Source organism: Streptomyces sp. NPDC025806 (genome assembly GCF_055558275.1).
In genome coordinates, this window is sequence record NZ_JBVHMU010000007.1 from 394922 (window position 1) to 421907 (window position 26986).

The window sequence follows — 26986 nt, forward strand, 5'->3', positions numbered from 1 at the left end:
CAGCCCCAACGACGGGCACCCCGCCGGGGAAACGTGCGTGCGATCCCGGAGGCTCTGGGCAGAACAACTGGAGAGCCCCACGAGCCGCGGGAGGCCGACCGGTGTCGAGCGCAGCCGAGCAGGAGGCGGTGCCCGCCCCGGCACCGTACGGGAGAACGCGCGGGCGGACCCCGCCGGTGGAACCGATGTGGCCGGGCACGCCCGCGCCGCTCGGCGCCCGCCACCGGGTCGGCCCGGACGGCGTCGCCGGCACCAACTTCGCGCTGTGGGCGGGCGGCGCCGAGTCCGTCGAGCTGTGCCTGTTCGACGCCGAGGGCCGCGAACGGCGCTCCCCGCTGGCCGAGTCGACGCACGAGATCTGGCACGGCTTCGTGCCCGGCGTACTGCCGGGACAGCGCTACGGGTTCCGGGTGCACGGCCGCTGGGACCCGTGGACCGGCGCCCGCTGGAACCCGGCGAAGCTGCTCCTCGACCCGTACGCCCGGGCCGTGGACGGGGAGTTCACGCTGCCCGCCGCGGTCTACGGACACGTACGGGACTGGCCCGAGCAGCATGTCGCGGACACCGTGCGCGACGAACGGGACTCGGCGCCGTACGTGCCCAAGGGGGTCGTCGTGCACGACGACGGGCCCGACGACCTGTGGGCGGACGACCGCCGGCCGAAGACGCCCTGGGCCGACACCGTCATCTACGAACTGCACGTGCGCGGCTTCACGCGCCGGCACCCGGGCGTCCCCGAGGAGCTGCGGGGCACGTACGCGGGGCTCGCGCACCCGGCGGCGATCGAGCATCTGGTGCGGCTCGGGGTGACGGCCGTGGAGCTGCTGCCGGTGCACCAGTTCGCGCACGAGGACCATCTGCTGCGGCGCGGACTGCGCAACCACTGGGGCTACAACTCGATCGGCTACTTCGCCCCGCACGCCGGGTACGCGGCCACCGGCACCGGCGGGCAGCAGGTCGGCGAGTTCCGGCGGATGGTGCGGGCACTGCACGACGCGGGCATCGAGGTGATCCTCGACGTCGTCTACAACCACACGGCGGAGGCGGGCGAGCTCGGCCCGACCCTGTCCCTGAAGGGCATCGACAACCGCGGCTACTACCGCCTCCAGGACGACGCCCGCCGCTACGCCGACTACACGGGCTGCGGCAACACGCTGCACGTCGTCCAGCCGCACGTGCTCCGGCTGATCACCGACTCCCTGCGGTACTGGGTGACCGAGATGGGCGTCGACGGCTTCCGCTTCGACCTCGCGGCGGCGCTGGCCCGCTCGATGCACGACGTCGACATGCTGTCGCCCTTTCTCGCGGTCATCGCGCAGGACCCGGTGCTGCGCCGCGTGAAGCTGATCGCGGAGCCGTGGGACGTGGGCTCGGGCGGCTATCAGGTGGGTGCCTTCCCACCCCTGTGGACGGAGTGGAACGACCGCTACCGCAACGCCGTACGGGACTTCTGGCGGGGCGCGCTGCCCGACGTGCGGGATCTCGGGTACCGGCTCTCGGGGTCGAGCGACCTGTACGCGTGGGGCGGCCGACGCCCGTACGCCTCGGTCAACTTCGTCACCGCGCACGACGGTTTCACCCTGCGCGACCTCGTGTCGTACGAACGCAAGCACAACGAGGCGAACGGGGAGGGCAACCGGGACGGGACGGACGACAACCGGGCCTGGAACTGCGGGGTCGAGGGCGAGACCGACGATCCCGGCGTACGGGCCCTGCGGCGGCGGCAGTTGCGGAACCTGCTCACCACACTGCTGCTGTCCACGGGGGTGCCGATGCTGGTCGCCGGGGACGAGTTCGGGCGGACCCAGGGCGGCAACAACAACGCGTACTGCCAGGACAACGAGACCGGCTGGGTCGACTGGAGCCTGCTGGAGGAGCCGGAGTGGCGGGCGCTGTGCGAGCTCGCGGCGCGGCTGATCGCGCTGCGGCACGCGCATCCGGTGCTGCGGCGGCGGGCGTTCTTCTCGGGGCGGGCGCGGGCCCAGGACGGGTTGCGGGATCTGGCCTGGTTCACGGTGCGGGGCGAGGAGATGACGGAGCGGGACTGGTTCGCGCCCGCGTCCACGTTGGGCATGTACTTGTCGGGCGGCGATCTTCCCGGGCGGGATGCGCGGGGGCACGCCGTGCGGGACGAGAGTTTCCTGGTGCTGCTCCACGCGGGTGAGGGGGCGGTGTCCTGGGTGCTGCCGGGTGAGCCGTGGGGGCGGCGGTATGAGGTGCTGGTCGACACGGGGGTGGAGGCGGGGGTCGTCTCGCCCGGGGTTGTGTGTGCCGGTGGCGCCGAGCTGACGGTGGAGCCCCGCACGGTGTTGTTGCTCCGGGTCGTGGACTAACCCGTTCGTCCGCGACTCCGGTGGGGGCTGGTCGCGCAGTTCCCCGCGCCCCTGATGAGGCTGCGCCTCATCAGGGAGATGCCACCCGAAGGGTGTGCATCTCAGGGGCGCGGGGAACTGCGCGACCAGCCCCCACTCACCCGCAGACGAACAGATCAGGCTCGCGGCTCGCCCGCATACGTGCCGAAGGACCACTTGTTCCCCTCGGGATCGAGGATGGCGAACTCCCGGCTCCCGTACGGCTGGTCCTCGATCTCGCGGAGGATCTTGACCCCCGCGTCGACGAGCCGCCCGTACAGTTCGTCGACCCGCGCCGTGACGACATAGCAGCCGAACGAGCCCGGCCGCAGGCTCCAGTTGCCCGCCTCGTCGTCCACCGGTTTGGCGGAGCCGAGCATGATCCCGCCGCCCTCCGGCCAGTCGAGCTGCGCGTGGGCGACGCGGTCGCCGTCCTCGTACACGGCGGTGCGCAGGAATCCGACCGTGCCGACGAGGAAGTCGATCAGGGCGGGTGCGTCGTCGGCCTGGAGGGTGGGCCAGACGGTGGGCGGAGGGGTGTTCCGTGTCGTGTTCATGGGTCCGATTCTTCGCCGTTGAGGTGCCCCCCGGCTTGGATGTTCCGGCACTCCTCCGCGAGCCACGCGGTCGGGCTCAGGCCCGTGTAGCGGTGGAACGCGCGGACGAGGTGGGAGTGGTCGGCGTAGCCGTGCTCGGCGGCGACGCGGGCGAGGTCGGGCGGGGCGCCGCGGGCGACGGCGCGGACGACGGCGGCCTTGGCGTGCTGGAAGCGCATGAGGCGGGCGGCCTGCCCGGGGCTGAGGCCGGTCTCGGCGCGGAAGAGGGTGGTGAGCCGGCGCTCACTGAGGGCGACGTGCGCGGCGAGCCCGGGCAGGGTGCCGACGCCGCGCTGCCGGGCGAGCCAGGCCCAGGCCTCGGCGACCTCGGGGCGGACGCCGGCGAAGGGGTCGTCGTCGGGGCGCAGGTACGCGGCGAGGCAGGCGAAGCGGTCGGCCCAGGCGGGCAGCTCGTGGAGCCGGTCGCGGACCCGGGCGGCGGCGGGCCCGAACACGTCGGTGCCCTCGGTGACGATCGCCCCGGACAGCTCGGCGGCGGGGACGCCGAGCACGGCGCGGGCGGCGAGCGGGTGCAGGGCGAGCTGGATTCCGGCCTCGTGCGCGGGCTGGGCGATGTAGGCGGGGGCCTGGTGCAGACCGCCCACGACGATGTCGGTGCGCAGGGCGTCCGCACCGGTGGCCTGCTCGGGGGTGGCACCGCCGACGACGGGCCCGTCGAGCGAGAAGATCACGGTCAGGTACGGGGAGGGCAGCCCGCGGTGCAGCGCGGGCCGCTGCCCCTCGCTGCGGTAGCCGACCGCCGAGACGATCGGGCCGCCGGGCCGTGGCGTCGCGCGCACGAACTCCTGGGAGCCGCCGCTCATGGTTCCAGTATGGGGACGGACCCGCCGGGTCGGCTAACCGAGAATTTTTCGGTCGTACGCCACGGCGACCGCCGCCGCGCGGTCCTTGACGCCCAACTTGGCGTAGATGTGGGTGAGATGGGTCTTCACGGTGGCCTCGCTGATGAACAGCTCGCGGGCGATCTCCTTGTTGGAGGTGCCCTTGGAGACCAGGAGGAGGACCTCGCGTTCGCGGGTGGAGAGGGTGTCGTCGGCGGGGGCGGCCGGGGTGCGTACGGCGGTGACCAGGCGGGACGCGACCGCGGGCGACAGGACGGTGCGGCCCGCGGCGGCGGCGCGGACGGCGGTGAAGAGTTCCTCGCGCGGGGCGTCCTTGAGGAGGTAGCCGGTGGCGCCGGCCTCGATCGCGGGGAGGGTGTCGGAGTCGGTGTCGTAGGTGGTCAGGACGAGGACCCGGGCGCGGGCGCCGCGGCGGGTCAGTTCCCTGATCGCGTCGACTCCCCCGCCGCCGGGCATGCGCAGGTCCATGAGCACGACGTCGGGGTCGAGTTCGACGGCGCGGGCGACGCCCTCGACGCCGTCGGCGGCCTCGCCGAGGACGGTGAAGCCGGGGGCGGACTCGAACATGCCGCGCAGGCCGTTCCGTACGACAGGGTGGTCGTCGACGATGAGGAGGCTGATCGGGGCGGCGCCGCCGGGGGCTTCACTGGTCATGGGGCACCAAAGGTACGCGAGCGGAGATCGCCGTGCCGCCGCCCGGCTCGGACTCGACGGTCACGTCTCCGGCGAGGCGTTCGGCGCGGGCGCGCATGCCGTCGAGGCCGAATCCGCCGGTGCCGGTGCGGGCGGGCAGGGCGAGGGGGTCGAAGCCGCGGCCGTCGTCGCGGACGTCGAGGGTGACCTCGCCGGCCATGAAGGAGAGGGTGACGCCGAGCCGGCCGGCGTGCGCGTGCCGGGCCGCGTTGGAGAGGGCCTCCTCGGTGATGCGCAGGAGGGTGGCCTCGATCTCCTCGTGCAGTGGCTGGGCGGTGCCGGTGAGGGTGAACTCGGCGCGCACCCCGGTGCGGGCGCCCCAGTCGGCGACGGTCTTCTTGAGCGCCTCGGGGAGGGTGGCGTCGGCGAGGGCGGCGGGGGCGAGGTTGTGGACGGAGCGGCGGGCCTCGCCGAGGCTGTGCCGGGCCAGGTCGCTGGCGCGGTCGAGGTGTTCGCGGGCGACGGCGAGGGTCGGGGCGCCGGCGACGACCTGGAGCTGGGCGATGATGCCGGTCAGGCCCTGGGCGATGGTGTCGTGGATCTCGGCGGCGAGCCTGCGGCGCTCGTCGGCGACCCCCGCCTCCCGTGCCTGGAGCAGGAGTTGGGCGTGCAGGGCGGCGTTCTCGTCGAGGGCCTGCTGGAGCGCCGCGTTGGTCCGGGCGAGTTCGTGGATGGTGCGGACCTGGACGCGGGCGCGCTCCTGCTCCTTCTCCTGGAGGTGCCCGGTGATGACGACGAAGGCCATGTTGGCGACGATCAGCGCGCCGAAGACGGCCCAGCCGAGCGGTCCGCGGGGCGGCAGGCCGCCGCTCTGGGCGCCCGCCACGATGATCACCGAGGCGAGGATGCCGGGCTTCTGCTGACGGCGCGGCAGCAGCCGGTCGGCGTCGTAGTAGCCGACGGCCGCGAAGAAGGCGAAGAACGGGTTGATGAGCGCGACGACGAAGCCGATCGCCCAGCGCGCCCAGTAGAAGAGCGCGCTGACGGCGGACGGGCGTGGGACGGCCGGTTCCGCTCGCGTCCACCACAGCTGGAGCGCGAGCGCGGTGGCGATGAGGCTGCCGCAGATCCACCACTGGGTGCGGTCCATTCCGATGACGTCGGAGGTGGCGGCGATCAGTACGGTGCCGATGGCGAGCAGGACGTACGCGCCGTAGCGGTGCACGACGCGCCAGGGGTCCTCGGCGGTGGCGACGGCGTCGGCGAGTTCGGCGGCGGTGCGCTCGCGCGCGGGTCCGTTGATCACGCCGTCAGTCTGCCCCCAGGGGGCCTGCGACATCGTCACTCCCAGCGGAACCAGCGGGCGGCCGCGGCGGACAGGGCCACCGCCCAGGCGGCGACGACGAGCAGGTGGACGGTGCCGGGCCAGTCGCCGGCCGCGGCCTGATTGAGGGCCTGCGCGGCGGCGCCGAACGGGGTCAGCTCGACGATGTGCGCCAGCGCGTCCGGCATCGACTGCACCGGCAGCCAGACGCCCGCGGTGAACATGGACGGGAAGAACACGACGGTGCCGATGGCCGTCGAGATCTTCGTGGTACCGGCGCGGGCGCAGACGACGGCGCCGAGGGCGAGGGCGACGGCCACGGCGAGCACGAGGGCCAGCAGGTAGCCGAAGAGCTGGCGGGGCAGCGCCACGTCGAAGGCGAGGCGGCCGACGGCGAGGCAGAGCGCGGCGGAGACGAGGACGGCGGCGCCGTGGATGCCCATCTGGGCGCCGAGCAGCGCGGAGGGTCGTACGGGGGTCGTCGACATGCGGCGCAGGATGCCGCGCTCGCGGTAGCCGGTGAGGATCGGCGGCATCGACTGCAGGCCGCCCGCGATCATGCCGAGCAGCACGGTGACGGGGACGTAGGCGTCGACGAGCCGGATGCCGCCGAGGCCGTCGTCGGGCTCGCGGAAGGCCGGGATGGAGCCGAGGATCACGAGGAGGGCGACGGGGAAGAGAAGGATGCCGACGAGGCTGCCGGGCTCGCGCAGGAAGAGGCGGAACTCGGCGGTGAGGACGGCGCGGCGGGCGGTCTTCGCCGGGGCGGCGAGGGTGACGGTGCTCATGACTGGCCGGCTCCTGTCAGGTCGAGGAACGCGTCGTCCAACGTGGCGTCGGAGACCCGGAGTTGGTGGGCGGTGACGTGCTGCCGGGCGAGCAGGGTGAGGAGCGCGTCGACGGTCGTCTCGCCGCCGGTGAGGGTGATGCGGCCGTCCTTGCGGTCGACGGAGGCGAGGGCGGGCAGGGCCGCGAGGTCGCGCTCGTCGAGCGGGTCGGAGGGGGTGAAGGAGATGACGATGGCTCCGGCGGCCTGCCGGATCAGTCCGTCGGGGGTGTCGAGCGCGGCGACCCGGCCCTGGTCGATGACCGCGATCCGGTCGCAGAGGCGCTGGGCCTCCTCCATGAAGTGCGTGACGAGCAGGACGGTCACGCCGCTGTCGCGGACGTCCTCGATGAGCTGCCAGGTGTCGCGGCGCGAGCGCGGGTCGAGCCCGGTGGTGAGTTCGTCGAGGACGACGACGCGGGGGTTGCCGACGAGGGCGAGCGCGATGAACAGGCGCTGTTTCTGGCCGCCGCTGAGCTTGGCGAAGCGGGTGCCGAGCTTGTCGGTGAGCCGCAGCCGCTCGGCCAGCGGGCGCCAGTCCAGCGGGTCGGGGTAGAAGGAGGCGTACAGCTCCAGGGCCTCGCGCACGGTGAGCTTCGGCTGGATCTCGCTCTCCTGGAGCTGGGCGCCGAGGATGCGGGTGACCTGCTCGTGGTCGCGTACGGGGTCGAGGCCGGCGACCCGGACGGTGCCCGCGTCGGGGGTGCGCAGGCCTTCCACGCACTCGACGGTGGTGGTCTTGCCGGCGCCGTTCGGTCCGAGGACGCCGAAGATCTCCCCCTCCTGGACGCCGAACGAGACACCGTCGACGACGGCCCGGCCGGCGTACGTCTTGCGCAGCCCCGCGACCTCGATGAGTGGTGCACTGGTGTTCGTCATGGCTTCAGCGTCCCGCTCGGGGGCCGGGCCCGGTATCGGCCATCGCGCTCGGGCTCGCATCAGCCGATCGGTTGATACGGGTACGACTCCGGGGGCGCGGACCGGTCCGGGGAGCCCGGAAACCCGGTGGGAGATGTCAGTGGCGATCCGTAGTCTCACTCCTGATGGCCACTTCACTTGCACCCACCACGGACCCTGAACCGACGACCGACGCGGAACGGCGGTCGGCCGTGCGGGCGTTGCTGCGCCTGTGGCCGTACGTGCGGCCCGTGCGGGCGCGCTGGGCGGGGGCCGCTGCGGTGGCCGTCGTCGCGTCCTGTCTGGGGCTCGTGTTCCCGCTGGTGCTGAAGTGGATCGTGGACGGCCCGGTGGCCGACCGGGATCCGGGCGGGGTGTGGCTCGGCGCGGGGGTGCTGCTCGCGCTGGGTCTCGCGGAGGCGCTGCTGTTCGGGCTGCGGCGCTGGCTGGTGGCGCGACCGCTGGCCGGGGTCGAGGCGGCGATGCGGGCGGATCTGTACCGGCATCTGCAGCGGCTGCCGGTGGCGTTCCACGACCGGTGGGCCTCGGGGCAGCTGCTGTCGCGCGCGACGACGGACCTGATGGTCGTGCGGATGTTCCTGGCCTTTCCGCTGACGTTCCTGATCGTCAACGGGGTGACGATCGTGGCCGGTCTCGCCCTGCTCGTCGTGCAGGACTGGGGGCTCGGTCTGGTGCTGCTCGCGCCGGCGGTCCCGCTGATCGTGGTCTGCTACCGGTTCGAGCACGGGTACGCGGACGCGTCGCGGCGGGCCCAGGACCAGGTCGGCGATCTGACCACGGTCGTCGAGGAGTCGGTGCTCGGCATCCGGATCATCAAGGGGTTCGGGCGGCACCGCAGCCAGGCCCGCGCCTTCCGTGACCTGTCGCGGACGCTGCGCGGCACGGAGCTGCTGAAGGCGCGGCTGCTCGCCGGGATCCTGGCGGTCATCACGCTGCTGCCCGAGGCGGCGCTCGGCGCGGCGCTCGTCCTCGGGACGGTGCAGGTCGCGGACGGCGGTCTGTCGGCGGGCACGCTGGTCGCGTTCCTGTCCACGGCGCTCGCGCTGCGCTGGCCGATCGAGTCGATCGGCTTCCTGCTGGCGATGAGCCAGGAGGCGGCGACGGCGACGCGGCGCTTCTTCGAGGTCATGGACGAACCGGAAGAGACCGAGCCGGACACGGTGGCCCCCGTGGCGGTTCCGGGCGGGGACGGGCTGCGCTTCGACGGCGTCGAGTTCCGCTATCCGGACGCCGAGGCGGGCTCCGTGCCGACGCTGCGCCGCGTCGATCTGCACATCCGCTCCGGCGAGACGATGGCGCTGGTCGGGGCGACCGGCAGCGGCAAGACGACGCTCACCGCGCTGGTGCCGCGCCTGTACGACGTGACGGGGGGCCGGATCACGCTCGACGGGCGGGACATCGCGGCGATGTCGCGCGCGGAGCTGCGCACGCTGGTCTCGATGGCGTTCGAGGAACCCACGCTGTTCTCGGCGTCGGTCGCGGAGAACGTGCGGATGGGGGCGCCCGGCGCGGGGGACGCGGAGCTGGAGCGGGCGCTCGGCGTCGCGCAGGCGGACTTCGTGGCGCGGCTGCCGCAGGGTGCGGCGACCGAGGTCGGCGAGCAGGGACTGAGCCTGTCGGGCGGGCAGCGCCAGCGGCTGGCCCTGGCCCGTTCGGTGGTGGGCGCCCCGCACTTCCTGATCCTGGACGACCCGCTGTCGGCGCTGGACGTCCACACGGAGGCGGCGGTGGAGGCGGCGCTGCGCCGTGTCCTGGCCGACAGCACGGCCCTGGTGGTGGCGCACCGCCCGTCGACGGTCCTCCTCGCGGACCGCGTGGCCCTCCTGTCCGAGGGCTGCGTCACGGCGGTGGGCACCCATCACGAACTCCTGCGCACGAACGCGGAGTACCGGCATCTGATGTCGGGGGACGACACGGACCCGGGAAGGGCGGCGCAGGCATGACGACGACCACAGGGAAGCCGGTCGAGGCCACGGGCCCGGACGACGAGCCGCGCCCGCAGGCGCCGCGGGACGCCGGTCCGCCGGCCCCCGGCGACCCGTTCGACCCGTTCGACCAGGACGATCTCCCCACGCGCAAGGGCGCGACGGGCGCCCTGTTGCGGTCCTTGCTGCGGCCTCACCGGCGCGGGGTCTGGTGGACGGTGCTCGCCCTGCTGCTCCAGCAGGGCGCGGTGCAGTCGGGGCCGCTGCTCGTGGCGTACGCCATCGACCGTGCCGTGCCGGCGTTCCGGGACCATTCCTACGGGCCGCTGATCGCGGTCGGGGTCGGTTTCCTGCTCACGGCGTGCTGCTCGGCCGCGTTCCAGTACGCGTACATCCAGCTGTCGGCCCGGGTCAGTCAGGACGTGCTGCTCGATCTGCGCGGCCGGATCTTCCGGCACGCGCAGGCGCTGAGCGTCGACTTCCACGACCGGTACACCTCGGGCCGGGTCATCTCGCGGGCCACGACGGACGTCGAGTCGCTGCGCGAACTGCTCAGCGAGGGCCTCCAGGAGCTGGTCAACGTCATTCTGGCGTCGCTGTACATCACGGTGATGCTGCTCTGGCTGGACCTGGGCATCGGCGCGGTGGCGACGGCCTCGTTCGTGCCGCTGTACGTGCTGATCCGGCTGTACCGGCGGCGGGCGGCGCTCGCGTACGGGGAGCGGTCCTCGGCGATCGCGGCGGTCATCGTGAAGTTCGTCGAGACGACGAACGGGATCCGGCCGGTGCGGGCGTTCCGCCGCGAGGACGCGAACGACACGGACTTCGGGCGGCTCAACCACCGGCACGAGCGGGCGAACGGCACGGCGATGCTGGAGATGGCCCGCTACGTCGTCGGCTCGCGGATCATCGCGAACACGGCGGTGGCCGGCATGGTCCTGTGGGGCGCGTACCGGGTGGCGGGCGGCACGCTGGAACTGGGTGTGCTGGCGGCGGCGGTGCTGTTCGTGCGGCGGCTGTACGACCCGATCGACCGGCTCGCGATGTTCCTCAACTCGTACGAGTCGGCGGCGGCGTCGCTGAAGAAGATCGCGGGGCTGCTGGAACAGGTGCCGTCGGTGCCGGAGCCGGGCGTGCCGCGCGAGCTGCCGGAGCGGAGCGGTGAACTGCCGGGCCGGGACGTCGAGTTCCGGGACGTGTCGTTCGGGTACCGCACCGGGGGCGAGGTGCTGCCACGCTTCGACCTGCGGCTGCCGGCCGGGCAGACGGTCGCGGTCGTCGGTTCGACCGGCGCGGGCAAGTCGACGCTCGCGAAGCTCCTGGCCCGCTTCTACGACCCCTCGCACGGGCAGGTGCTGCTCGACGGGGTCGATCTGCGGGAGCTGTCCACGGCCGCGCTGCGGCGCGGGGTGGTGATGGTGACCCAGGAGGCGTTCCTGTTCTCCGGGACGGTCGCGGAGAACATCGCGATCGGGCGGCCCGAGGCGAGCCGGGAGGAGATCGAGCGGGCGGCGAAGGCGATCGGCGCGCACGACTTCATCATGGCGCTGCCGGACGGGTACGACACGGACGTCCGCAAGCGCGGTGGGCGCATCTCGGCCGGTCAGCGGCAGTTGGTGGCGTTCGCGCGGGCGCTGCTCGCGGATCCGGCGGTGCTCATCCTGGACGAGGCGACGAGCTCGCTCGACATTCCCGGGGAGCGGGCGGTGCAGCGGGCCATGCAGACGGTGCTGCGCGGGCGCACCGCGGTGGTGATCGCGCACCGGCTCTCGACGGTGGAGATCGCGGACCGGGTTCTGGTGATGGCTCAGGGCCGCGTGGTGGAGGACGGCCCGCCGTCCGAACTCATCGCCGGAACGGGTGTCTTCGCCGACCTCCACCAGGCCTGGCGCGACAGCATCCACTGATCCCTGGGGCACGGGGTGGCTCCGCAGGGGCTTGGGATCGTCGCCGACTGCTGCGCCGTCGTGGCTGGTCGCGCAGTTCCCCGCGCCCCTGACGGGGCGCACCTGCGCGGCGCCGGATCAGCGACTCCGTCGCGGGGTGCGAGCGGGTAGCCCCTGGGGCACGCGGAGCGTGCCTTCAGGGGCGCGGGGAACTGCGCGAGCAACCACGACGGCGCGGCACCCGGCGACGCGACACCGAGACACCGCGGCGCAGAGCCGTGCCCGCACCTGCCACCCTCCCCCACCGATCAATTCAAGCCACCCCAGCGACTTCAAGCCCCCGCTACTCCTGAGTCACCGGAGTCCGGGCTCCGGTGCGGAGGGAGCGGTTCCATGGGGGGACCCGGTCGCCCGGGCGCGACGTTTCCCGAGGTAACAGAGGCCCAGGGCGCCCCGCACCACCCCAACTCCCGCTCCGTATATCGAACATGACCACCCGCGCACCGAACCAATTCCGGCCAACCTCTTGATGCGCTCCTGACAGACAGGGCTCTCTGCTGCCACTCTTCCCTCGGCCACCGCACAGCTGCCCCACAGCTCACCGCGACCGGCCACAGCACCTCCCTGCGCACCATCCGCACCGCTGCACGTGCACCGTCGCACAGCCGCGCCGCTGCACACCCGCACCGCTGCACCCGTGCGCAGCCGCACAGACGCACTGCGTTCTGCCCGGACGGCCACCGCCGTCCGTTCCCCACTGGCCGCGTACCCAGGCGGCCACGCAGAAGGAGTCCCGCGTTGAGAAGCACCTCCACCTCCCACAGATCCGCCTCCGTCCGTCGCCGCGCCACCGCCGCCGCGGCCGTGGGCGCCGTATCGGCCCTGCTGGCCGTGGCGTTCCAGTCGGGCCCGGCCACCGCCGCCGACGCCCGTGACGGCGGCCCCGCCGCCGCGAAGGTCACCGCGAACATGGAGCGCGGCGCCGACAAGGGCGCGCTCCCCGCGAAGCTGACCCCCTCGCAGCGCGCCGAGCTGCTGCGCAAGGCGAACGCCGGCAAGGCCGACACCGCCAAGGCCCTGCGCCTCGGTTCCCAGGAGAAGCTCGTCGTCCGCGACGTGATCCAGGACCGCGACGGCACGACGCACACCCGCTACGAGCGGACCTACGCCGGTCTGCCCGTCCTGGGCGGCGACATGGTCGTCGACACCGCGAAGTCCGGTGCGCAGGAGGGCGTGACCAAGGCGTCCAAGGCCCAGCTCAAGGGCGTGGACACCGCGGCGGACGTGAAGCCCGCGACGGCCGAGGCGCAGGCGCTGAAGCTGGCGAAGGCCGACGGTTCGAAGCGGACCGAGGCCGACCGGGCGCCGCGCAAGGTCGTGTGGCTGGGCGAGGGTTCGAAGGGGCAGCCCACGCTCGCGTACGAGACGGTGGTCGGGGGCCTCCAGGAGGACGGCACGCCGAACGAGCTGCACGTCATCACCGACGCGGCGACCGGCAAGAAGCTGTTCGAGTGGCAGGGCATCGAGAACGGCACGGGCAACACGCAGTACAGCGGCCAGGTCACCCTGGGCTCCACGCTGTCGGGTTCGACGTACAACCTGACGGACGGCGCCCGCGGCGGCCACAAGACGTACAACCTGAACCACGGCACGTCGGGCACCGGCACGCTCTTCTCGGGCTCGGACGACGTGTGGGGCAACGGCTCGGCCTCCAACGTGGAGACGGCCGGCGCCGACGCCGCGTACGGCGCCGCGGAGACGTGGGACTACTACAAGAACGTGCAGGGCCGCTCCGGCATCCGTGGGGACGGGGTCGGCGCGTACAGCCGGGTGCACTACGGCAACAACTACGTCAACGCGTTCTGGGACGACAGCTGCTTCTGCATGACGTACGGCGACGGCACGAACAACGCGGCGCCGCTGACCTCGCTCGACGTGGCGGCGCACGAGATGACCCACGGTGTCACCTCGGCCACCGCGGGACTGGTCTACAGCGGTGAGTCCGGCGGCCTGAACGAGGCGACCTCGGACATCATGTCCGCGGCCGTCGAGTTCTACTCCAACACCTCGGCCGACCCGGGCGACTACCTCGTCGGCGAGAAGATCGACATCAACGGCGACGGCACCCCGCTGCGTTACATGGACAAGCCGAGCAAGGACGGCGCGTCCAAGGACTCGTGGTACTCGGGCGTCGGCAACGTCGACGTGCACTACTCGTCGGGTGTCGCGAACCACTTCTTCTACCTGCTCAGCGAGGGCAGCGGCGCCAAGACCGTCAACGGGGTCAACTACGACTCGCCGACCTCCGACGGTCTCCCGGTCACCGGTATAGGCCGCGACAAGGCCGCGCTGATCTGGTTCAAGGCGCTCACCACGAAGTTCACGTCGAGCACCAACTACGCGGCGGCCCGCACCGGCACGCTCGCGGCGGCCGGCGACCTCTACGGCACGACCTCCGCCGAGTACAAGGCGGTCCAGGACGCGTGGGCCGGCGTCAACGTCGGCACCCGCTCCGGCGGTGGTGACCCGGGCACCGGCAAGGTGTTCACCAACGACACGGACGTCGCCATCCCGGACTCCCCCGGTGCGGCGGTCACCTCGTCCGTGACCGTCTCCGGCGTCACCGGCAACGCGCCGTCCACCCTCCAGGTCGGCGTGGACATCATCCACACCTACAGCGGTGACCTGGTCGTCGACCTCATCGCGCCCGACGGCTCGGTCTACAACCTGAGCAACCGGGCCGGCGGCAGCGCCGACAACATCCAGAAGACGTTCACCGTGAACGCCTCCTCCGAGGTCGCCAACGGCACCTGGAAGCTCCGCGTCCAGGACAAGGCCGCCTACGACACCGGGTACATCAACAGCTTCAAGCTGACGTTCCCGTAAGTCGCACGCAGGGCTCGCGCGGGGCCCGTACAGGTCCCGCGCGGGTCCCGCACGGCAGTCCCCTTCTACTGGGCGCGCCGCACCGGAGGTTCAACTCCCCGGTGCGGCGCGCCTGTTCAGTTGGCAAAGCAGCCACGGAGCGTTCGCAATCCGTGCGTCAGTTTTCGCTCAACGAACGAATTCCGGCCAACCTGCGGTTGCGTACATGACATCTCCGGGTCCCGGCTGACACAGTTTTCCCGCACGTACCGCACGGCAAAGCTCACCCCCCACATCCTCACCCCCCACCTTCAGAGGAGCTTTCTTCGTGACCCCCCACATATCCCGGCGCACCACTCTGTCCATCGCCACGGCCGTCGCCGCCGGCGCGCTCCTGACGGGCGCGCTCACCACCACCGGCGCCTCGGCCCAGCCCTCCGCCCCCTCGGCCACCCCACTGGCCCTGAGCGCGACGGCTCACGCGGACCTGATGCACGACGCGAGCGCCCAGGCGGCCGACACCGCCAAGGAGTTGAAGCTCGGCTCCAAGGAGAAGCTGGTCGCCCGTGACGTGGTCAAGGACCGCGACGGCGCCACGCACACCCGCTACGAGCGCACCTACGACGGCCTGCCCGTCCTCGGCGGCGACCTGGTCGTCCACCGGACCAAGTCCGGTGCGCGCGAGGGCGTCACCCGCGCCACCACGAAGTCGATCGCCGTGGCGACCTCGGGCGCCTCGCTGAAGGCCGCCCCGTCCGGCGCCCGCAAGGTCGTCTGGGCCGCCTCCGGCACCCCGCGCCTGGCCTACGAGAAGGTCGTCAAGTCCACCGAGAAGGACGGCACGCCGAGCCGCCTGCACGTCATCACCGACGCGGCCACCGGCAAGAAGATCTTCTCCTACGACGACATCAAGACCGGTGCCGGCGAGTCGCAGTACAGCGGCAGCGTCGACATCGGCACCACGGAGTCCGGCGGCTCGTACGCCCTCACGGACGACACGCGCGGCGGCCACTCCACGTACGACCTGAAGCACGGCGAGTCCGGCCAGGGCACGCTGTTCACCGACGACGACGACAAGTGGGGCGACGGCACGTCCAACGACGCCGCCACCGCCGGTGTCGACGCCGCCTACGGCGCCCAGGTCACCTGGGACTACTACAAGAACGTGCACGGCCGCAGCGGCATCAACGGCGACGGCAAGGGCGCGTACTCCCGGGTCCACTACGGCAACGCGTACGTCAACGCGTTCTGGGACGACAGCTGCTTCTGCATGACCTACGGCGACGGCGAGGGCGACGCCAAGCCGCTCACGTCGATCGACGTGGCCGCGCACGAGATGAGCCACGGTGTCACCGCGGCCACCGGCAACATGGAGTACTCGGGCGAGTCCGGCGGCCTGAACGAGGCGACCTCCGACATCTTCGGCACGTCCGTGGAGTTCTACGCGAACAACGCCAAGGACGTCGGTGACTACCTCATCGGCGAGATGATCGACATCAACGGCGACGGCTCGCCGCTGCGCTACATGGACAAGCCGAGCAAGGACGGCTCCTCGCTCGACGCCTGGTCGGCCGACGCCGGGAACGTGGACGTCCACTACTCCTCCGGCATCGCCAACCACTTCTTCTACCTGCTCAGCGAGGGCAGCGGGAAGAAGACGATCAACGGCGTCGACTACGACTCGCCGACCTCGGACGGCTCCACCGTCACGGGCATCGGCCGGGACAAGGCCGAGAAGATCTGGTTCAAGGCCCTGACGACGTACTTCACGTCGACGACGAACTACGCGGACGCCCGCAAGGGCACGGTCAGCGCCGCCACCGACCTGTACGGGGCCGACTCGGCCGAGGTCAAGGCCGTCGAGGCCGCCTGGTCCGGCGTGAACGTCAAGTAAGGCAGTACCAGCGGGAGTTCCTCCGGCAGTGCGCGGGCGCCCGGGTCGTCGTCACGACGGCCCGGGCGCCCGTGCGTGGCCGGCGCGGAGCACGGGCGGAACCGGGTGCGCGGCCCTCGCGTGGAAGACTGTCGGAACACGGGTGGGGATCAAGGGACTTGGGGGCTGCGTTCGCATGCCGGGACCGTTGCAGGAACGATCGCCGCGCACGGTCGGGCCGTACGTGACGCTGGCGCGTCTGGGCGCGGGCGGGATGGGCGAGGTGTTCCTGGCCCGGCCGGCCCGGATCGCCGCCGGGTACGGGCCGGACGACCTGGCCGCCGTGAAGGTGATCCGGAACGAGGCGGCCCGCGAGGAGGCCTATCTGCGGCGCTTCGCCCGGGAGGCGACGGCCGCCGCGGCCGTGGACAGCCCGTACGCGGCACGCCTGGTCGGCAGTGACGCCACGGCCGAACTCCCCTGGCTGGCCACCGAGTTCGTGGCAGGTCCGACACTCACCCAGGCGGTGGGCCGGCACGGGCCGCTGCCGCTCGGGGCGGTGGCGAGGCTCGGCGAGGGTATGGCCCGCGCGCTGGCCGCCGTGCACGCGGCGGGCGTCACCCATCGCGACCTGAAGCCGTCGAACGTGCTGCTCGGCGCCGACGGGCCCAAGGTCATCGACTTCGGCGTGGCCCGCACGGCAGCCGCGACGACGCTCACCTCGACGGGCCGCGTGGTCGGTACCCCCGGCTACATGTCGCCCGAGCACATCGCGGGCGGCCGGCACGTGGTGCCCGCGTCGGACGTGTTCTGTCTGGCGTCCGTGCTCGTGTACGCGGCGACGGGCGAGGACCCGTTCGGCGACGGGCCGGTCGCGGCGGTGCTGTTCCGGGTGGCCGAGGCGGAGGCCCGCCTCGACGCGGTCCCCGAGCCGGTCCGCCCGCTGCTCGCGGCGTGCCTGACGAAGGACCCGGCGGACCGGCCGGACGCGGCGGAGCTGGCGGACCGGTTCGCCGCGCTGCGTCCGGCGGACGGTACGGACGGCTGGCCCGAGCCGGTGCTCCGGGAGATCGCAGACGCGGAGCGCGACGTACGCCAGTTGTGCGCGACGGGTGCACCACTGCTGCCGGTGCCCGCCCCGCCTTCCCCGAGCCCCGAAAGCCCTGAGAGCCCCGGCAGCCCCGGCGGCGGCACACTCGCCCCGCACCAGTACCCGACCCTCGGCCCCACCGCCCCCGCGGCGAGCCCTCCGCCCCGGCGGCGCACCCGGCTGCGCGCCCTCGCGATCGTCGCGGCGGTCGCGATGGTGGGCGCCGGCCTCGGCGCGTACCTGGCGCTGCGCGGCGGCGGTTCCGACGACGGCGGGGGCGGCGGCGGTGCGGCGGCGCCCGGGCCGACGACCACGCTGTCCCCGGCGCAGCTCACCGCCCTGGCCGGGGTCGACCCGGCCGGGCTCAACGACGCGAGCGGGTACGTCCCCCAGTTCCCGGCCCAGCGACCCGCCGGCTGGAAGGCCTGGCAGGGCCGCCTCGACCACGCCCCGCTGGACTGCTCCGCCGACACCCGGGCCGTGGTGTGCCTGCGGACCGACGGCACGTACGAGGCGCTGTCGCCGTCCGACGGGCACCGGCTGTGGACGCACGCCGGGGACACCGGCCCGGGCGATGTCGACGAGGCGTTCGTCGGGCCGGGCGGCACCGTGTTCATGCCCGGTGACGCGGTCGCGCCGCAGAGCCGGGGCGGGCGCACCGCCACCGCCGCGTACGGCGAGCTCCGGCTGCTGGACTCGCGCTCCGGCAAGACGCTGTGGAAGGCCGAACCCCCGGCGGGACGCGGCGTGTTCAGCATGCCGCCGCTGATCACCGACGATCTGGTCGTCGCGACGGTCGGCGGCGTCTCGCTGGGCAACGAGACGGCGGGCGCGTCCCTGCGCGCGTACGACCTCCGCGACGGCTCGGTGCGCTGGGACTCCCAGCTGTCCCCGAAGGTGCCGGACCAGGCGGCCGAGTACGCGTACGGGCCCGAGGCGCTCGTCGACGGCGTGCTGTACGTGTCCGTGCCCGGGGGCCTGTCCGCGTTCGACCCGCGCGACGGCGGGGTCATGGGTCAGCGTTACGTGCCCGGCGAATCGGGCGGCGCGGGCGGTTGCCGCCAGATCTTCTCGGGCGGCGGCACCATCCAGTGCCTGCGGATCACGTCCGTCGGATCGAAGCAGGCGGCCTTCCGCGTCGACCGGTACACGCCGCGCACCCTGAAGCCGGTGAGCCACTACACGGTGCCGCTCGTGGACGGCCAGTTCGACCAGTTCTCCGCCGTGTCGGCGGACGGTCCCCGGTTCTCCCTGGCCTTCGACAGCCCCGGCAAGCGGCTGACCGTCACCGACACGCGCTCCGGCAAGCGCACGGCCACCGTGTCGCTGCCCGCCCTCGGCCCCGGGGTCTCGGCCCCGCTCCTGACCGACGGCCGGGCCGTCTTCGCGGACAACCACGCCCTGTACCTGCTGCCGCTGGACGCGTCGGGCCGGGCCGGCAAGCTGCGGAAGATCCCGCTGCCGGGGGCGCCGGGCGACCGCGACGAGCCGCAGCCGAACCAGAACGGGATGGTCTTCAGCGAGGAACTGCGCGTCCCGCAGGTGCTGCTGCTCGGCGGCGTCGCCCACGTCGTCTTCGACCAGGGCGCGGTCACCTCGATCGCCCTCCCCAACGGCTGAGGCGGCCCGGTGCTGACTCCTCTGACGGGCGCGGTGCGGCGCGTCGGCCCCTACCGGCTGATCGGCCGGATCGGCGCGGGCGGCATGGGCGAGGTGTTCCTGGCCCGGCGCGAGACGGTCGGCGGCGTCGTCGAGGGACCGTTCGTCGCGGTGAAGACGGTGCGGACCGACTTCGAGCCGGACGGCGAGTTCCGCACCCGCTTCCGCCGCGAGATCGACGCGGCCCGCGCGGTGACCGGCCCGGGCACGGCCGCCCCGCTCGACGGGGACGCCGACGCCGAACTGCCGTGGCTGGCCACGGAGTACGTGCCCGGGCCCGCCCTCTCCGACGCGGTGACCCGGTGCGGCCCGCTCCCGCTGCCGGCCGTCCGCGCGCTCGGCGCCGGGCTCGCCCGCGCCCTCGACGCGGTGCACGCGGCCCGCGTCCTGCACCGCGACCTCAAGCCCGGCAACGTGCTGCTCGCGGCGGACGGCCCGCGGCTGATCGACTTCGGTATCGCCCAGGCCTTCGACGCGACGGCGCTGACCGCGACGGGGCTCGTCGTCGGCACACCCGGCTATCTGTCCCCCGAGCAGCTGACCGGCGCACACCCGGTGACGGCCGCGTCCGACGTGTTCTGTCTGGGGGCCGTGCTGTGCTTCGCCGCGAGCGGGCAGGGCCCGTTCGACGACGACGAACCGGCGTCCGTGCTCCACCGCATCGCCGCGGGCCGCGCCGACCTCTCGGAGGTCCCGCCGCTGCTGCGCGATCTGATCACCCGGTGCCTGCGGCCCGACCCCGCCGAGCGCCCGGCCGCGGCCGCGCTCGCCGCCGAACTCGCCGCGGCGGCGCCCGGTCCGGCGCCCTGGCCCGCGGACCTGCTGTCGCTGATCGCCGAGCAGCGGGAGGCCGTGGCCCGCTGCGAGCAGGTCTCCGGCGCGGTCGCCCTGGAGAACGCCGCGACGGCCGCCGACGCCCCGCGCGCCGCGCTCGTCGTCCCGCCCTCCCCCACGGCGGCCGTGGCCCGCCCCGCCGGCCCGTCCGTGCCCGTACCCGTACCGGCCGCGCGCCGTCGCCGCTGGCCGTGGGCGGTGGCAGCCGCCGCCCTGGTCACCGCGCTCGCCGTCACCGTGCCGGTGCTCCTGCCCGACGGGACCCCGGAGCCCCCTGCGGCGGGCGCCGCGCCGACAGCCTCCGAAGGGGGCACCGGGCCGCTCGCCCTGCCGGACGCGGATCCGGGTCACAGCGGCGAGTTCACCTCCGCGGCGCTCGACACGAAGCAGCGCCCCGACGGCTGGCGGCCCTGGGCGCGCCGTCTCAGCGGCACCGGGCGGACGGGTGGCTGCACGGCGGGCGCCGGGCTGCTGGTGTGCGGCGACGGGACGGGGGCGGCCCGCGCTCTCGATCTCGCGACCGGCGTGGAGAAGTGGCGCAGCAAGGGCTTCAGCGCGGACCGGCTGGTCGACGACGTGTACCCGGAGACCCCCACCGGCAACGCGGCGATCGCCCCGGCCACCGACGGCACCCTGTTCTTCGTCCCGGCCCGCTCGGGCATCATCGGCGTGGAGGCGGCCACGGGCCGGGTCCGCTGGCACTACGCGCGGGAGGGCTTCACGGGTCTGATCGGCGTCACCTACGCCGACGGCAAGGTGTACGCCACCCGTTACAACAACCAGCCGGAGGACTCCCCCGACGCGGCGGTCGAACTGTCGGCGCTCGACGCGGACACGGGCACGGGCGACTGGGGAGTGAACCTTCCCGAGCCCGCCGGGCCGCTGGTCGTGCACGACGGATGGCTCTACGGAGCCCTCACGAGGGGCGGGGTCCGGGGCGCACGGCCCAACACCGCGCCCGACCCCCTCATCCGCGACGACCTCGACTGCTCGGGCCTGCTCTCCCACGCGGACTCGCTGCTGTGCTGGTCGACGGAGCATCCCGGGATCGCGGTCCTCGACCCGAAGACGCTGCGCACCCGGCGCACCCTCGCCCCGTCCGTCACCCCGGCCGCCACCCCCGTGATCGGCGACCGCGGCGTCCTGGTCCTGCGCGACACCGCCGGCCGGCTGCGCGGCGTGGACTGGCGTACGGGGAAGCCCCGTTGGGACACGGCCGCGCCGGCCGGAGCCGGGACGCTGCTGCTGACCGGGCGGCGGGTGTTCGCCGTGGGCCGGCGCGAGATCCGCGGCCTGGACGTCGCGGACGGGACGGGCGCCCGCTCGCTGCGGCTGCCCGCCCCGTCGGGCCTGCGCCTGGACACGGGCACGCTCGCCGAGCCGCTGTGTCTCGGCGGAGTGCTGTATCTGTCGACGCGGTCCGGGCTCGTCGGCTCGGTCGCCGCGCCGGACTGATCCGGCGCGGCTTGAGGCGCCTGCGGTTACGCGACGGCGCTGCCCGTCCCGCGGGCTCCGCCGATGTAGTCGGAGAGCGCCTGGTCGTCGTACACGGAGATGTCGACGGGGGCGCCTTCGGGGATGTCGAAGTCCTTCACGACCTTGTCGAGGACGGCGTCGGTGCCCGGGGCGGCGTACGTGCCGAGGTTGTGGGTGGTGCCGCCCACGGAGTACGAGATCTTCACGTAGAAGGTGTCGCCGTCGTTCTTCGTGTCGTACACCCAGAGCTTCTCGTCGTTCGGGTGGAACTCCACCTTGCCGACGAACGAACCGCCCTGGTTCAGCTCGATCTTCACCGCGTAGCCGCCGGGATCGTTGGCGAAATAGGTCCCGTCGAACGGGTCGGCCAGGGTGCCGCCGCTGCACGGGCAGGTGCCGGTGTCGCGGTAGTAGACGCTCGGCGTCGGGTTCGGGCTGTAGGCCTGGGCGGGTGCGGCCGTCGTGGCGATCAGGGCGCCGAGTGCCAGCGCCGTCCCCGTGAACAGTCCCGCGAGTCGTCGCACGGTCCTCATCGTGTTCTCCCCCGTTCCGGAAACACACCGCGCGGCGGTCACCGGCGGCCCGTACACGATGGCAGACGACATCGGCACGGACCACCCCACAACACGCGGAGCGCCCTACTCCGTCCGGAACCGGACGAAGACACCGCGGATCAGCGGCCCGTCCTCGTCACCGGCCCGCCAGCGTGCGCTCACCTCACCGGTGACTCCCGGCGCGAGGGCCTCGTCCGTCCCGAGTTCCGCCAGGACGCGGACGGCCTCGGGCCGCCCGGCCTCCGCTCCCGGCGCGAGCCGGACACGCACCGTCGGGTCGAGCGCCCCGTCCACGCTCTGCGCGTGCGCCGGGACCTCCCCGCGCAGCAGCCGCCCCAGCTCGGTGAGGAGCACCGGGTCCGCCATGCCGTCGTAGATCCAACGCTCGCCGAGCACGCCGTGCTCCGTCGTCCCGATGAGGGCGTCGGCGGGCGCGTCCGGGAGCGGGGCGCCGCGGTAGGCCATCGGGACGTGGTACGTGACCGGTTCGGGCCCGGAGGTGTCGGTGACGGCCATGAACTCCATGCCGACCTCGCCGGCCGGGTCGTCGAGCCGGAAGCCGCCGGTCCTGCTCAGTTCGGGGGTGCCGGTGCCCCGGTACCAGGGCCGGTGCGGCAGCCAGTCCGTGAGGAGTTCGAGCTTGGTGGGCTTGAGGGTCGTGTGGTGGATGATCGCCATGCTCGTCATCCTGCGCGAGGGCCGGGCGCTCCCGCCACCGCGATTCCGCCGCCGGACCACGGCTCCGGCCGGTTCCCGCCAGAGCCTCCAGAGGCGTCCGCATCCGTCACACACTCTCCACGGGCGCCGCCGATCCGCCCCGGCCCACGCCCTTGTGACCCTCGACGCCCCAGGGGACGCTGCCAACCGGCGTGCCGTCACGCCGAGTTGAGGAGGACACCCCATCCATGGCAGAGACCTTGCCGGTGACACGCACCGCCGGCCGCAGGTGGGCGCACGCGCTCACCGCCCTCGCCGCGGCAGCGGTGGTTTCGGCCGTCACGCTGCCCGCGCAGGCCGCCCCCGCGCAGGGGCGGATACTCGGCGCCGGTGCGCCCGGCGCCGTGACGGGCAGCTACATCGTGACGCTGAAGGGGGGAACGAGGGCGCCGTCCGCGGCCGGGCGGGACCTGGCCGAGAAGTACGGGGCGACCGTCCGCCAGACCTACGGGACCACGCTCAACGGCTACGCGGTGCGGCTGGACGAGGCGCGGGCGAAACAGCTCGCCGCCGACCCGGCCGTGGCCTCCGTCGCCCAGGACACGAGGGTCACCCTCCAGGACACCCAGCAGAACCCGCCGTCCTGGGGACTGGACCGCGTCGACCAGAGCGACCTGCCGCTGGACCGCTCGTACACCTCGCCGGACTCCGGCGGCGCGGGCGTGACCGTCTACGTCATCGACACCGGCATCCGCGCCTCGCACCAGGACTTCGGCGGCCGGGCCTCCAGCGGCTGGGACTTCGTCGAGAACGACGCGGTCGCCCAGGACGGCCACGGGCACGGCACGCACGTGGCCGGCACCGTCGCGGGCGAGACCTTCGGCGTCGCGAAGAAGGCCGACGTCGTCGCGGTCCGCGTGCTCGACGACACGGGCTCGGGAACGACGGCCCAGGTCATCGCGGGCATCGACTGGGTGACCAAGCACGCGAAGAAGCCCGCGGTCGCGAACATGAGCCTGGGCGGCTCCGTGAACACCCAGCTGGACGCCGCCGTCCGCAACTCGATCGCGTCCGGCGTGACCTACGCGGTCGCGGCGGGCAACAGCGGGCTCCCGGCGGGCCTCTCCTCGCCCGCCCGGGTCTCCGAGGCCGTCACGGTCGGCGCGACGGACCGGACCGACGCCCGCGCGAGCTTCTCCAACTGGGGCTTCTCCGTGGACCTGTTCGCCCCCGGCGTCGACATCACCTCGGCGTCGTACGCGAGCGACACCGGCAGCGCCACGTTCTCCGGTACGTCGATGGCCTCGCCGCACGTCGCGGGCGCGGCCGCGCTCTGGCTCGCCGGTCATCAGGGCGCGTCCCCGGCCGAGGTCGGCAAGGCGCTCACCGACGGGGCCGCCGCGGGCCGGGTGAAGGGTGCGGGGCTCGGCTCCCCGAACCGGCTGCTCCAGGTGAACAACCCGTAGGCACGCAGGCGATTCCCCGCGAAGGAAGCGGGAGCATCGACGGTCCGGCCCCGCCGTTCGCGGCGGGGCCGGACCTGCGTGCCGTGGGGACGCGCCGCGTGCGGGAGTCTTGTGTGCGTGCTGACGCCCGAGTAGGTAGGTAAGCACCGGATTGCCCGCCCCGTACGCGTGGAAGGCTCCCCCGGTACGCGCCCGACCACCCTCCTCCGATCCCCCGACAGGAGCGGTCATGCCCGCACAGCGTCCCCGCACCCGGCCGCAGCCGCCCGCGCCCACGACGGGCCGGATCCCGGTGCGTGACGTCCGGCCCGTCGTCGACCGGGGCCGCCGCCCCGCGAAGGCCGTCACGGGCGAGACCTTCCAGGTGACCGCCACCGTGTTCCGCGAGGGCCACGACGCCGTCGCCGCGAACGTGGTGCTGCGCGCTCCCGACGGCACCCCCGGCCCCTTCACCCCGATGCGCGAACTGGCCCCCGGCACCGACCGCTGGGGCGCCGACGTGACCCCGGACGCGCCCGGCGCGTGGACCTTCGCCGTGGAGGCGTGGAGCGATCCGGTGTCCACCTGGCGGCACACCGCGCGGATCAAGATCCCGGCGGGCCTCGACACCGAACTCGTCCTGGAGGAAGGTGCGTTGCTGCACGAGCGGGCCGCCGCCCAGGACGGCCGGAGCAAGGCCTCCCGGTCCGTGCTCACCGCGACGGCCGCCGCACTGCGCGATGCGCGGCGCACCCCCGCCGCCCGTCTCGCCGCCGCTCTCGCCCCGCAGGTCGACGCGACGCTCGCCACCTGTCCGCTGCGCGAACTCGTCACCGTTTCCGAGGAGTTGCCGCTGCTCGTGGAGCGGGAGCGGGCCCTGTACGGGGCCTGGTACGAGTTCTTCCCGCGCTCCGAAGGCGCGGTCGTCGAGCCCGGGAAGCCGCCGGTCAGCGGCACGTTCGCGACGGCCGCCGAGCGGCTGCCCGCGATCGCCGCGATGGGCTTCGACGTCGTCTACCTCCCCCCGATCCACCCCATCGGCACCACCCACCGCAAGGGCCCCGACAACTCCCTCACCCCCGGCCCGCACGACGTCGGCGTCCCCTGGGCGATCGGCTCCCCCGAGGGCGGGCACGACGCGATCCATCCGGACCTCGGCACCCTCGACGACTTCGACGCGTTCGTCGCACGGGCCCGCGAACTCGATCTGGAGATCGCCCTCGATTTCGCGCTCCAGTGCTCCCCCGACCACCCCTGGGTGGAGAAACACCCGGAGTGGTTCCACCACCGGCCCGACGGCTCCATCGCGTACGCGGAGAACCCGCCGAAGAAGTACCAGGACATCTACCCGATCGCCTTCGACCGGGACCTGCCCGGCCTGGCCGCGGAGACGGTGCGGGTGCTGCGGCACTGGATGGACCACGGGGTACGGATCTTCCGCGTCGACAACCCGCACACGAAGCCCGTCGTGTTCTGGGAGCGGGTCATCGCGGAGATCAACGGCACCGACCCCGACGTGATCTTCCTGGCCGAGGCGTTCACCCGGCCCGCGATGATGCACACGCTCGCGCAGATCGGCTTCCAGCAGTCGTACACGTACTTCACCTGGCGGAACACCAAGGAGGAGCTGACCGACTACCTGACCGAGCTGTCCGGCGAGGCCGCCTCGTACATGCGGCCCAACCTGTTCGTGAACACCCCGGACATCCTGCACGCGTTCCTCCAGCACGGCGGCCGACCCGCGTTCGAACTGCGCGCCGTGCTCGCCGCGACGCTCGCCCCGACCTGGGGTGTCTACAGCGGCTACGAACTGTGCGAGAACACCGCGGTGCGGCCCGGCAGCGAGGAGTACCTGCACTCGGAGAAGTACGAACTGCGGCCCCGGGACTGGGAGTCGGCCGAGCGTGAGGGCCGCACGATCGCCCCGCTGATCACCCGGCTCAACGAGATCCGGCGCGCCCATCCGGCGCTGCGCTTCCTCAGGAACCTCCGCTTCCACGAGGCCGACCAGGACGCGGTGCTCGTCTACTCGCGACGCGCCGGGTCGAACACGGTGCTGGTGGTCGTGAATCTGGACCCGCACCACACCCAGGAGGCCACGGTCCGCCTGGACATGCGGCACCTGGGGCTCGCCCCGGACGCCACCGTCCCCGTACGGGACGAACTGACCGGCGAGACGTATCGCTGGGGCCGGACGAACTACGTACGGCTCACGCCGGGCCGGGCGCCCGCGCACGTCTTCACGGTCGGCGACCGCCCGCACCCCTGACCGAAGACCCCTGACTCGGAGCCTCCTGACCCGGAGACCCCTGACCGGAGATCACGAACCGGAGATCACGAACTGGAGGGCCACCCCCGTCATGTTCATGAACGAGCCCGTTCCGGACACCTTCGAGGACACCCCCGCCAAGGACCGCGACCCCGACTGGTTCAAACGCGCGGTCTTCTACGAGGTCCTGGTCCGTTCCTTCCAGGACAGCAACGGCGACGGCATCGGCGACCTCAAGGGCATCACCGCCAAACTCGACTATCTCCAGTGGCTCGGCGTCGACTGCCTCTGGCTCCCCCCGTTCTTCAAGTCCCCTTTGAAGGACGGTGGTTACGACGTCTCCGACTACACCTCAGTCCTTCCCGACTTCGGTGACCTCGCCGATTTCGTCGAATTCGTGGACGCCGCCCACCAGCGCGGCATGCGCGTGATCATCGACTTCGTCATGAACCACACCAGCGACCAGCACGAGTGGTTCAAACAGTCCCGCGCCGACCCCGAAGGCCCTTACGGCGACTACTACGTCTGGGCCGACGACGACAAGCAGTACCAGGACGCCCGGATCATCTTCGTCGACACCGAGGCCTCCAACTGGACCTTCGATCCCGTCCGCAAGCAGTACTACTGGCACCGCTTCTTCTCGCACCAGCCGGACCTCAACTACGAGAACCCGGCCGTCCAGGAGGAGATTCTCGCCGCCCTCAAGTTCTGGCTGGATCTCGGCATCGACGGCTTCCGCCTCGACGCCGTCCCCTACCTCTACGCCCGCGAAGGCACCAACTGCGAGAACCTCCCGGCGACGCACGAACTCCTGAAGCGGGTCCGCAAGGAGATCGACACGCATTACCCCGACACGGTGCTGCTGGCGGAGGCGAACCAGTGGCCCGAGGACGTCGTCGACTACTTCGGTGACTACCGCTCCGGCGGCGACGAGTGCCACAT

At 72.9% G+C, this 26986-nt stretch carries 18 protein-coding genes; 10 read left to right on the forward strand and 8 right to left on the reverse strand.

Annotated elements, in window-relative coordinates; genetic code table 11:
- The first annotated feature begins 101 nt into the window (after positions 1-101).
- Positions 102-2333 carry a glycogen debranching protein GlgX gene (gene glgX / locus ACZ4E1_RS19400; protein ID WP_467540652.1) on the forward strand — a complete coding sequence of 744 codons (2232 nt, stop codon included), beginning with the start codon at positions 102-104 and terminating at the stop codon, positions 2331-2333.
- A 155-nt stretch (positions 2334-2488) separates the two neighbouring features.
- On the opposite strand, the gene ACZ4E1_RS19405 is transcribed toward glgX, so the two are convergent.
- The 6 genes from ACZ4E1_RS19405 to ACZ4E1_RS19430 are packed head-to-tail and all read right to left on the reverse strand — an operon-like array spanning position 2489 to position 7472.
- Positions 2489-2908: a VOC family protein gene (locus ACZ4E1_RS19405; RefSeq protein ID WP_467540654.1), complete on the reverse strand. Its 420-nt coding sequence runs from the start codon at positions 2906-2908 to the stop codon at positions 2489-2491.
- Positions 2905-3771, reverse strand: coding sequence for an AraC family transcriptional regulator (locus ACZ4E1_RS19410; RefSeq protein WP_467540656.1), 867 nt, complete (start codon positions 3769-3771; stop codon positions 2905-2907). The genes ACZ4E1_RS19405 and ACZ4E1_RS19410 overlap by 4 nt, the downstream gene beginning before the upstream one ends.
- Before the next feature lie 33 nt (positions 3772-3804).
- The gene (locus ACZ4E1_RS19415; protein ID WP_467540658.1) at positions 3805-4464 is read right to left on the reverse strand and encodes a response regulator; all 660 of its coding nucleotides are present in this window, start codon (positions 4462-4464) and stop codon (positions 3805-3807) included.
- Entirely contained in the window at positions 4454-5749 is a 1296-nt protein-coding gene (locus ACZ4E1_RS19420) for a sensor histidine kinase (RefSeq protein WP_467540661.1), read from the reverse strand. Before ACZ4E1_RS19420 ends, ACZ4E1_RS19415 begins: the two co-directional genes overlap by 11 nt.
- A 35-nt stretch (positions 5750-5784) precedes the next feature.
- On the reverse strand, positions 5785-6555 hold the full coding sequence (locus ACZ4E1_RS19425; RefSeq protein ID WP_467540663.1) for an ABC transporter permease: 771 nt from the start codon (positions 6553-6555) through the stop codon (positions 5785-5787).
- Positions 6552-7472, reverse strand: coding sequence for an ABC transporter ATP-binding protein (locus ACZ4E1_RS19430; protein WP_467540665.1), 921 nt, complete (start codon positions 7470-7472; stop codon positions 6552-6554). The genes ACZ4E1_RS19425 and ACZ4E1_RS19430 overlap by 4 nt, the downstream gene beginning before the upstream one ends.
- Positions 7473-7636: 164 nt before the next feature.
- On the opposite strand from ACZ4E1_RS19430, the gene ACZ4E1_RS19435 reads away from it, so the two are divergent.
- The 6 genes from ACZ4E1_RS19435 to ACZ4E1_RS19460 all read left to right on the forward strand — a co-directional run bounded on the left by ACZ4E1_RS19435 (position 7637) and on the right by ACZ4E1_RS19460 (position 21098).
- Complete coding sequence (locus tag ACZ4E1_RS19435) at positions 7637-9454, forward strand: ABC transporter ATP-binding protein (protein WP_467540667.1); 1818 nt, start codon at positions 7637-7639, stop codon at positions 9452-9454.
- Positions 9451-11343, forward strand: coding sequence for an ABC transporter ATP-binding protein (locus ACZ4E1_RS19440; RefSeq protein ID WP_467540669.1), 1893 nt, complete (start codon positions 9451-9453; stop codon positions 11341-11343). Before ACZ4E1_RS19435 ends, ACZ4E1_RS19440 begins: the two co-directional genes overlap by 4 nt.
- Before the next feature lie 777 nt (positions 11344-12120).
- The gene (locus ACZ4E1_RS19445; protein ID WP_467540671.1) at positions 12121-14208 is read left to right on the forward strand and encodes a M4 family metallopeptidase; all 2088 of its coding nucleotides are present in this window, start codon (positions 12121-12123) and stop codon (positions 14206-14208) included.
- 307 nt (positions 14209-14515) lie between these two features.
- The gene (locus tag ACZ4E1_RS19450; protein ID WP_467540673.1) at positions 14516-16081 is read left to right on the forward strand and encodes a M4 family metallopeptidase; all 1566 of its coding nucleotides are present in this window, start codon (positions 14516-14518) and stop codon (positions 16079-16081) included.
- 223 nt (positions 16082-16304) lie between these two features.
- A complete protein-coding gene (locus ACZ4E1_RS19455; RefSeq protein WP_467540675.1) occupies positions 16305-18770 on the forward strand; it encodes a protein kinase domain-containing protein in 2466 nt (821 codons plus the stop codon).
- Positions 18771-18779: 9 nt separating this feature from the next.
- Positions 18780-21098, forward strand: a complete 2319-nt coding sequence (locus ACZ4E1_RS19460) for a protein kinase domain-containing protein (RefSeq protein ID WP_467540677.1) — start codon at positions 18780-18782, stop codon at positions 21096-21098.
- A 26-nt stretch (positions 21099-21124) separates the two neighbouring features.
- On the opposite strand, the gene ACZ4E1_RS19465 is transcribed toward ACZ4E1_RS19460, so the two are convergent.
- A complete protein-coding gene (locus ACZ4E1_RS19465; protein WP_467540680.1) occupies positions 21125-21652 on the reverse strand; it encodes a hypothetical protein in 528 nt (175 codons plus the stop codon).
- 105 nt (positions 21653-21757) lie between these two features.
- On the reverse strand, positions 21758-22351 hold the full coding sequence (locus tag ACZ4E1_RS19470) for a maltokinase N-terminal cap-like domain-containing protein (protein ID WP_467540682.1): 594 nt from the start codon (positions 22349-22351) through the stop codon (positions 21758-21760).
- Positions 22352-22578: 227 nt separating this feature from the next.
- On the opposite strand from ACZ4E1_RS19470, the gene ACZ4E1_RS19475 reads away from it, so the two are divergent.
- The 3 genes from ACZ4E1_RS19475 to ACZ4E1_RS19485 all read left to right on the forward strand — a co-directional run.
- Positions 22579-23796 (forward strand): S8 family peptidase, encoded by a 1218-nt coding sequence (locus tag ACZ4E1_RS19475; RefSeq protein WP_467540684.1) that lies wholly within the window; start codon positions 22579-22581, stop codon positions 23794-23796.
- A 151-nt stretch (positions 23797-23947) separates the two neighbouring features.
- Positions 23948-26044 (forward strand): alpha-1,4-glucan--maltose-1-phosphate maltosyltransferase, encoded by a 2097-nt coding sequence (locus ACZ4E1_RS19480; RefSeq protein WP_467540686.1) that lies wholly within the window; start codon positions 23948-23950, stop codon positions 26042-26044.
- A 91-nt stretch (positions 26045-26135) separates the two neighbouring features.
- A partial coding sequence (locus ACZ4E1_RS19485) for an alpha-amylase family glycosyl hydrolase (RefSeq protein ID WP_467540688.1) occupies positions 26136-26986 on the forward strand: 851 nt, incomplete at its 3' end.

What these genes read in the sequence shown, in the direction of transcription:
- ACZ4E1_RS19425 (WP_467540663.1), bottom strand. Translation starts at nt 6,555, where the DNA reads ATGAGCACCGTCACCCTCGCCGCCCCGGCGAAGACCGCCCGCCGCGCC.
- ACZ4E1_RS19435 (WP_467540667.1), top strand. Translation starts at nt 7,637, where the DNA reads ATGGCCACTTCACTTGCACCCACCACGGACCCTGAACCGACGACCGAC.
- ACZ4E1_RS19475 (WP_467540684.1), top strand. Translation starts at nt 22,579, where the DNA reads ATGGCAGAGACCTTGCCGGTGACACGCACCGCCGGCCGCAGGTGGGCG.
- ACZ4E1_RS19440 (WP_467540669.1), top strand. Translation starts at nt 9,451, where the DNA reads ATGACGACGACCACAGGGAAGCCGGTCGAGGCCACGGGCCCGGACGAC.
- ACZ4E1_RS19465 (WP_467540680.1), bottom strand. Translation starts at nt 21,652, where the DNA reads ATGAGGACCGTGCGACGACTCGCGGGACTGTTCACGGGGACGGCGCTG.
- ACZ4E1_RS19470 (WP_467540682.1), bottom strand. Translation starts at nt 22,351, where the DNA reads ATGGCGATCATCCACCACACGACCCTCAAGCCCACCAAGCTCGAACTC.
- ACZ4E1_RS19405 (WP_467540654.1), bottom strand. Translation starts at nt 2,908, where the DNA reads ATGAACACGACACGGAACACCCCTCCGCCCACCGTCTGGCCCACCCTC.
- ACZ4E1_RS19430 (WP_467540665.1), bottom strand. Translation starts at nt 7,472, where the DNA reads ATGACGAACACCAGTGCACCACTCATCGAGGTCGCGGGGCTGCGCAAG.
- ACZ4E1_RS19410 (WP_467540656.1), bottom strand. Translation starts at nt 3,771, where the DNA reads ATGAGCGGCGGCTCCCAGGAGTTCGTGCGCGCGACGCCACGGCCCGGC.
- ACZ4E1_RS19415 (WP_467540658.1), bottom strand. Translation starts at nt 4,464, where the DNA reads ATGACCAGTGAAGCCCCCGGCGGCGCCGCCCCGATCAGCCTCCTCATC.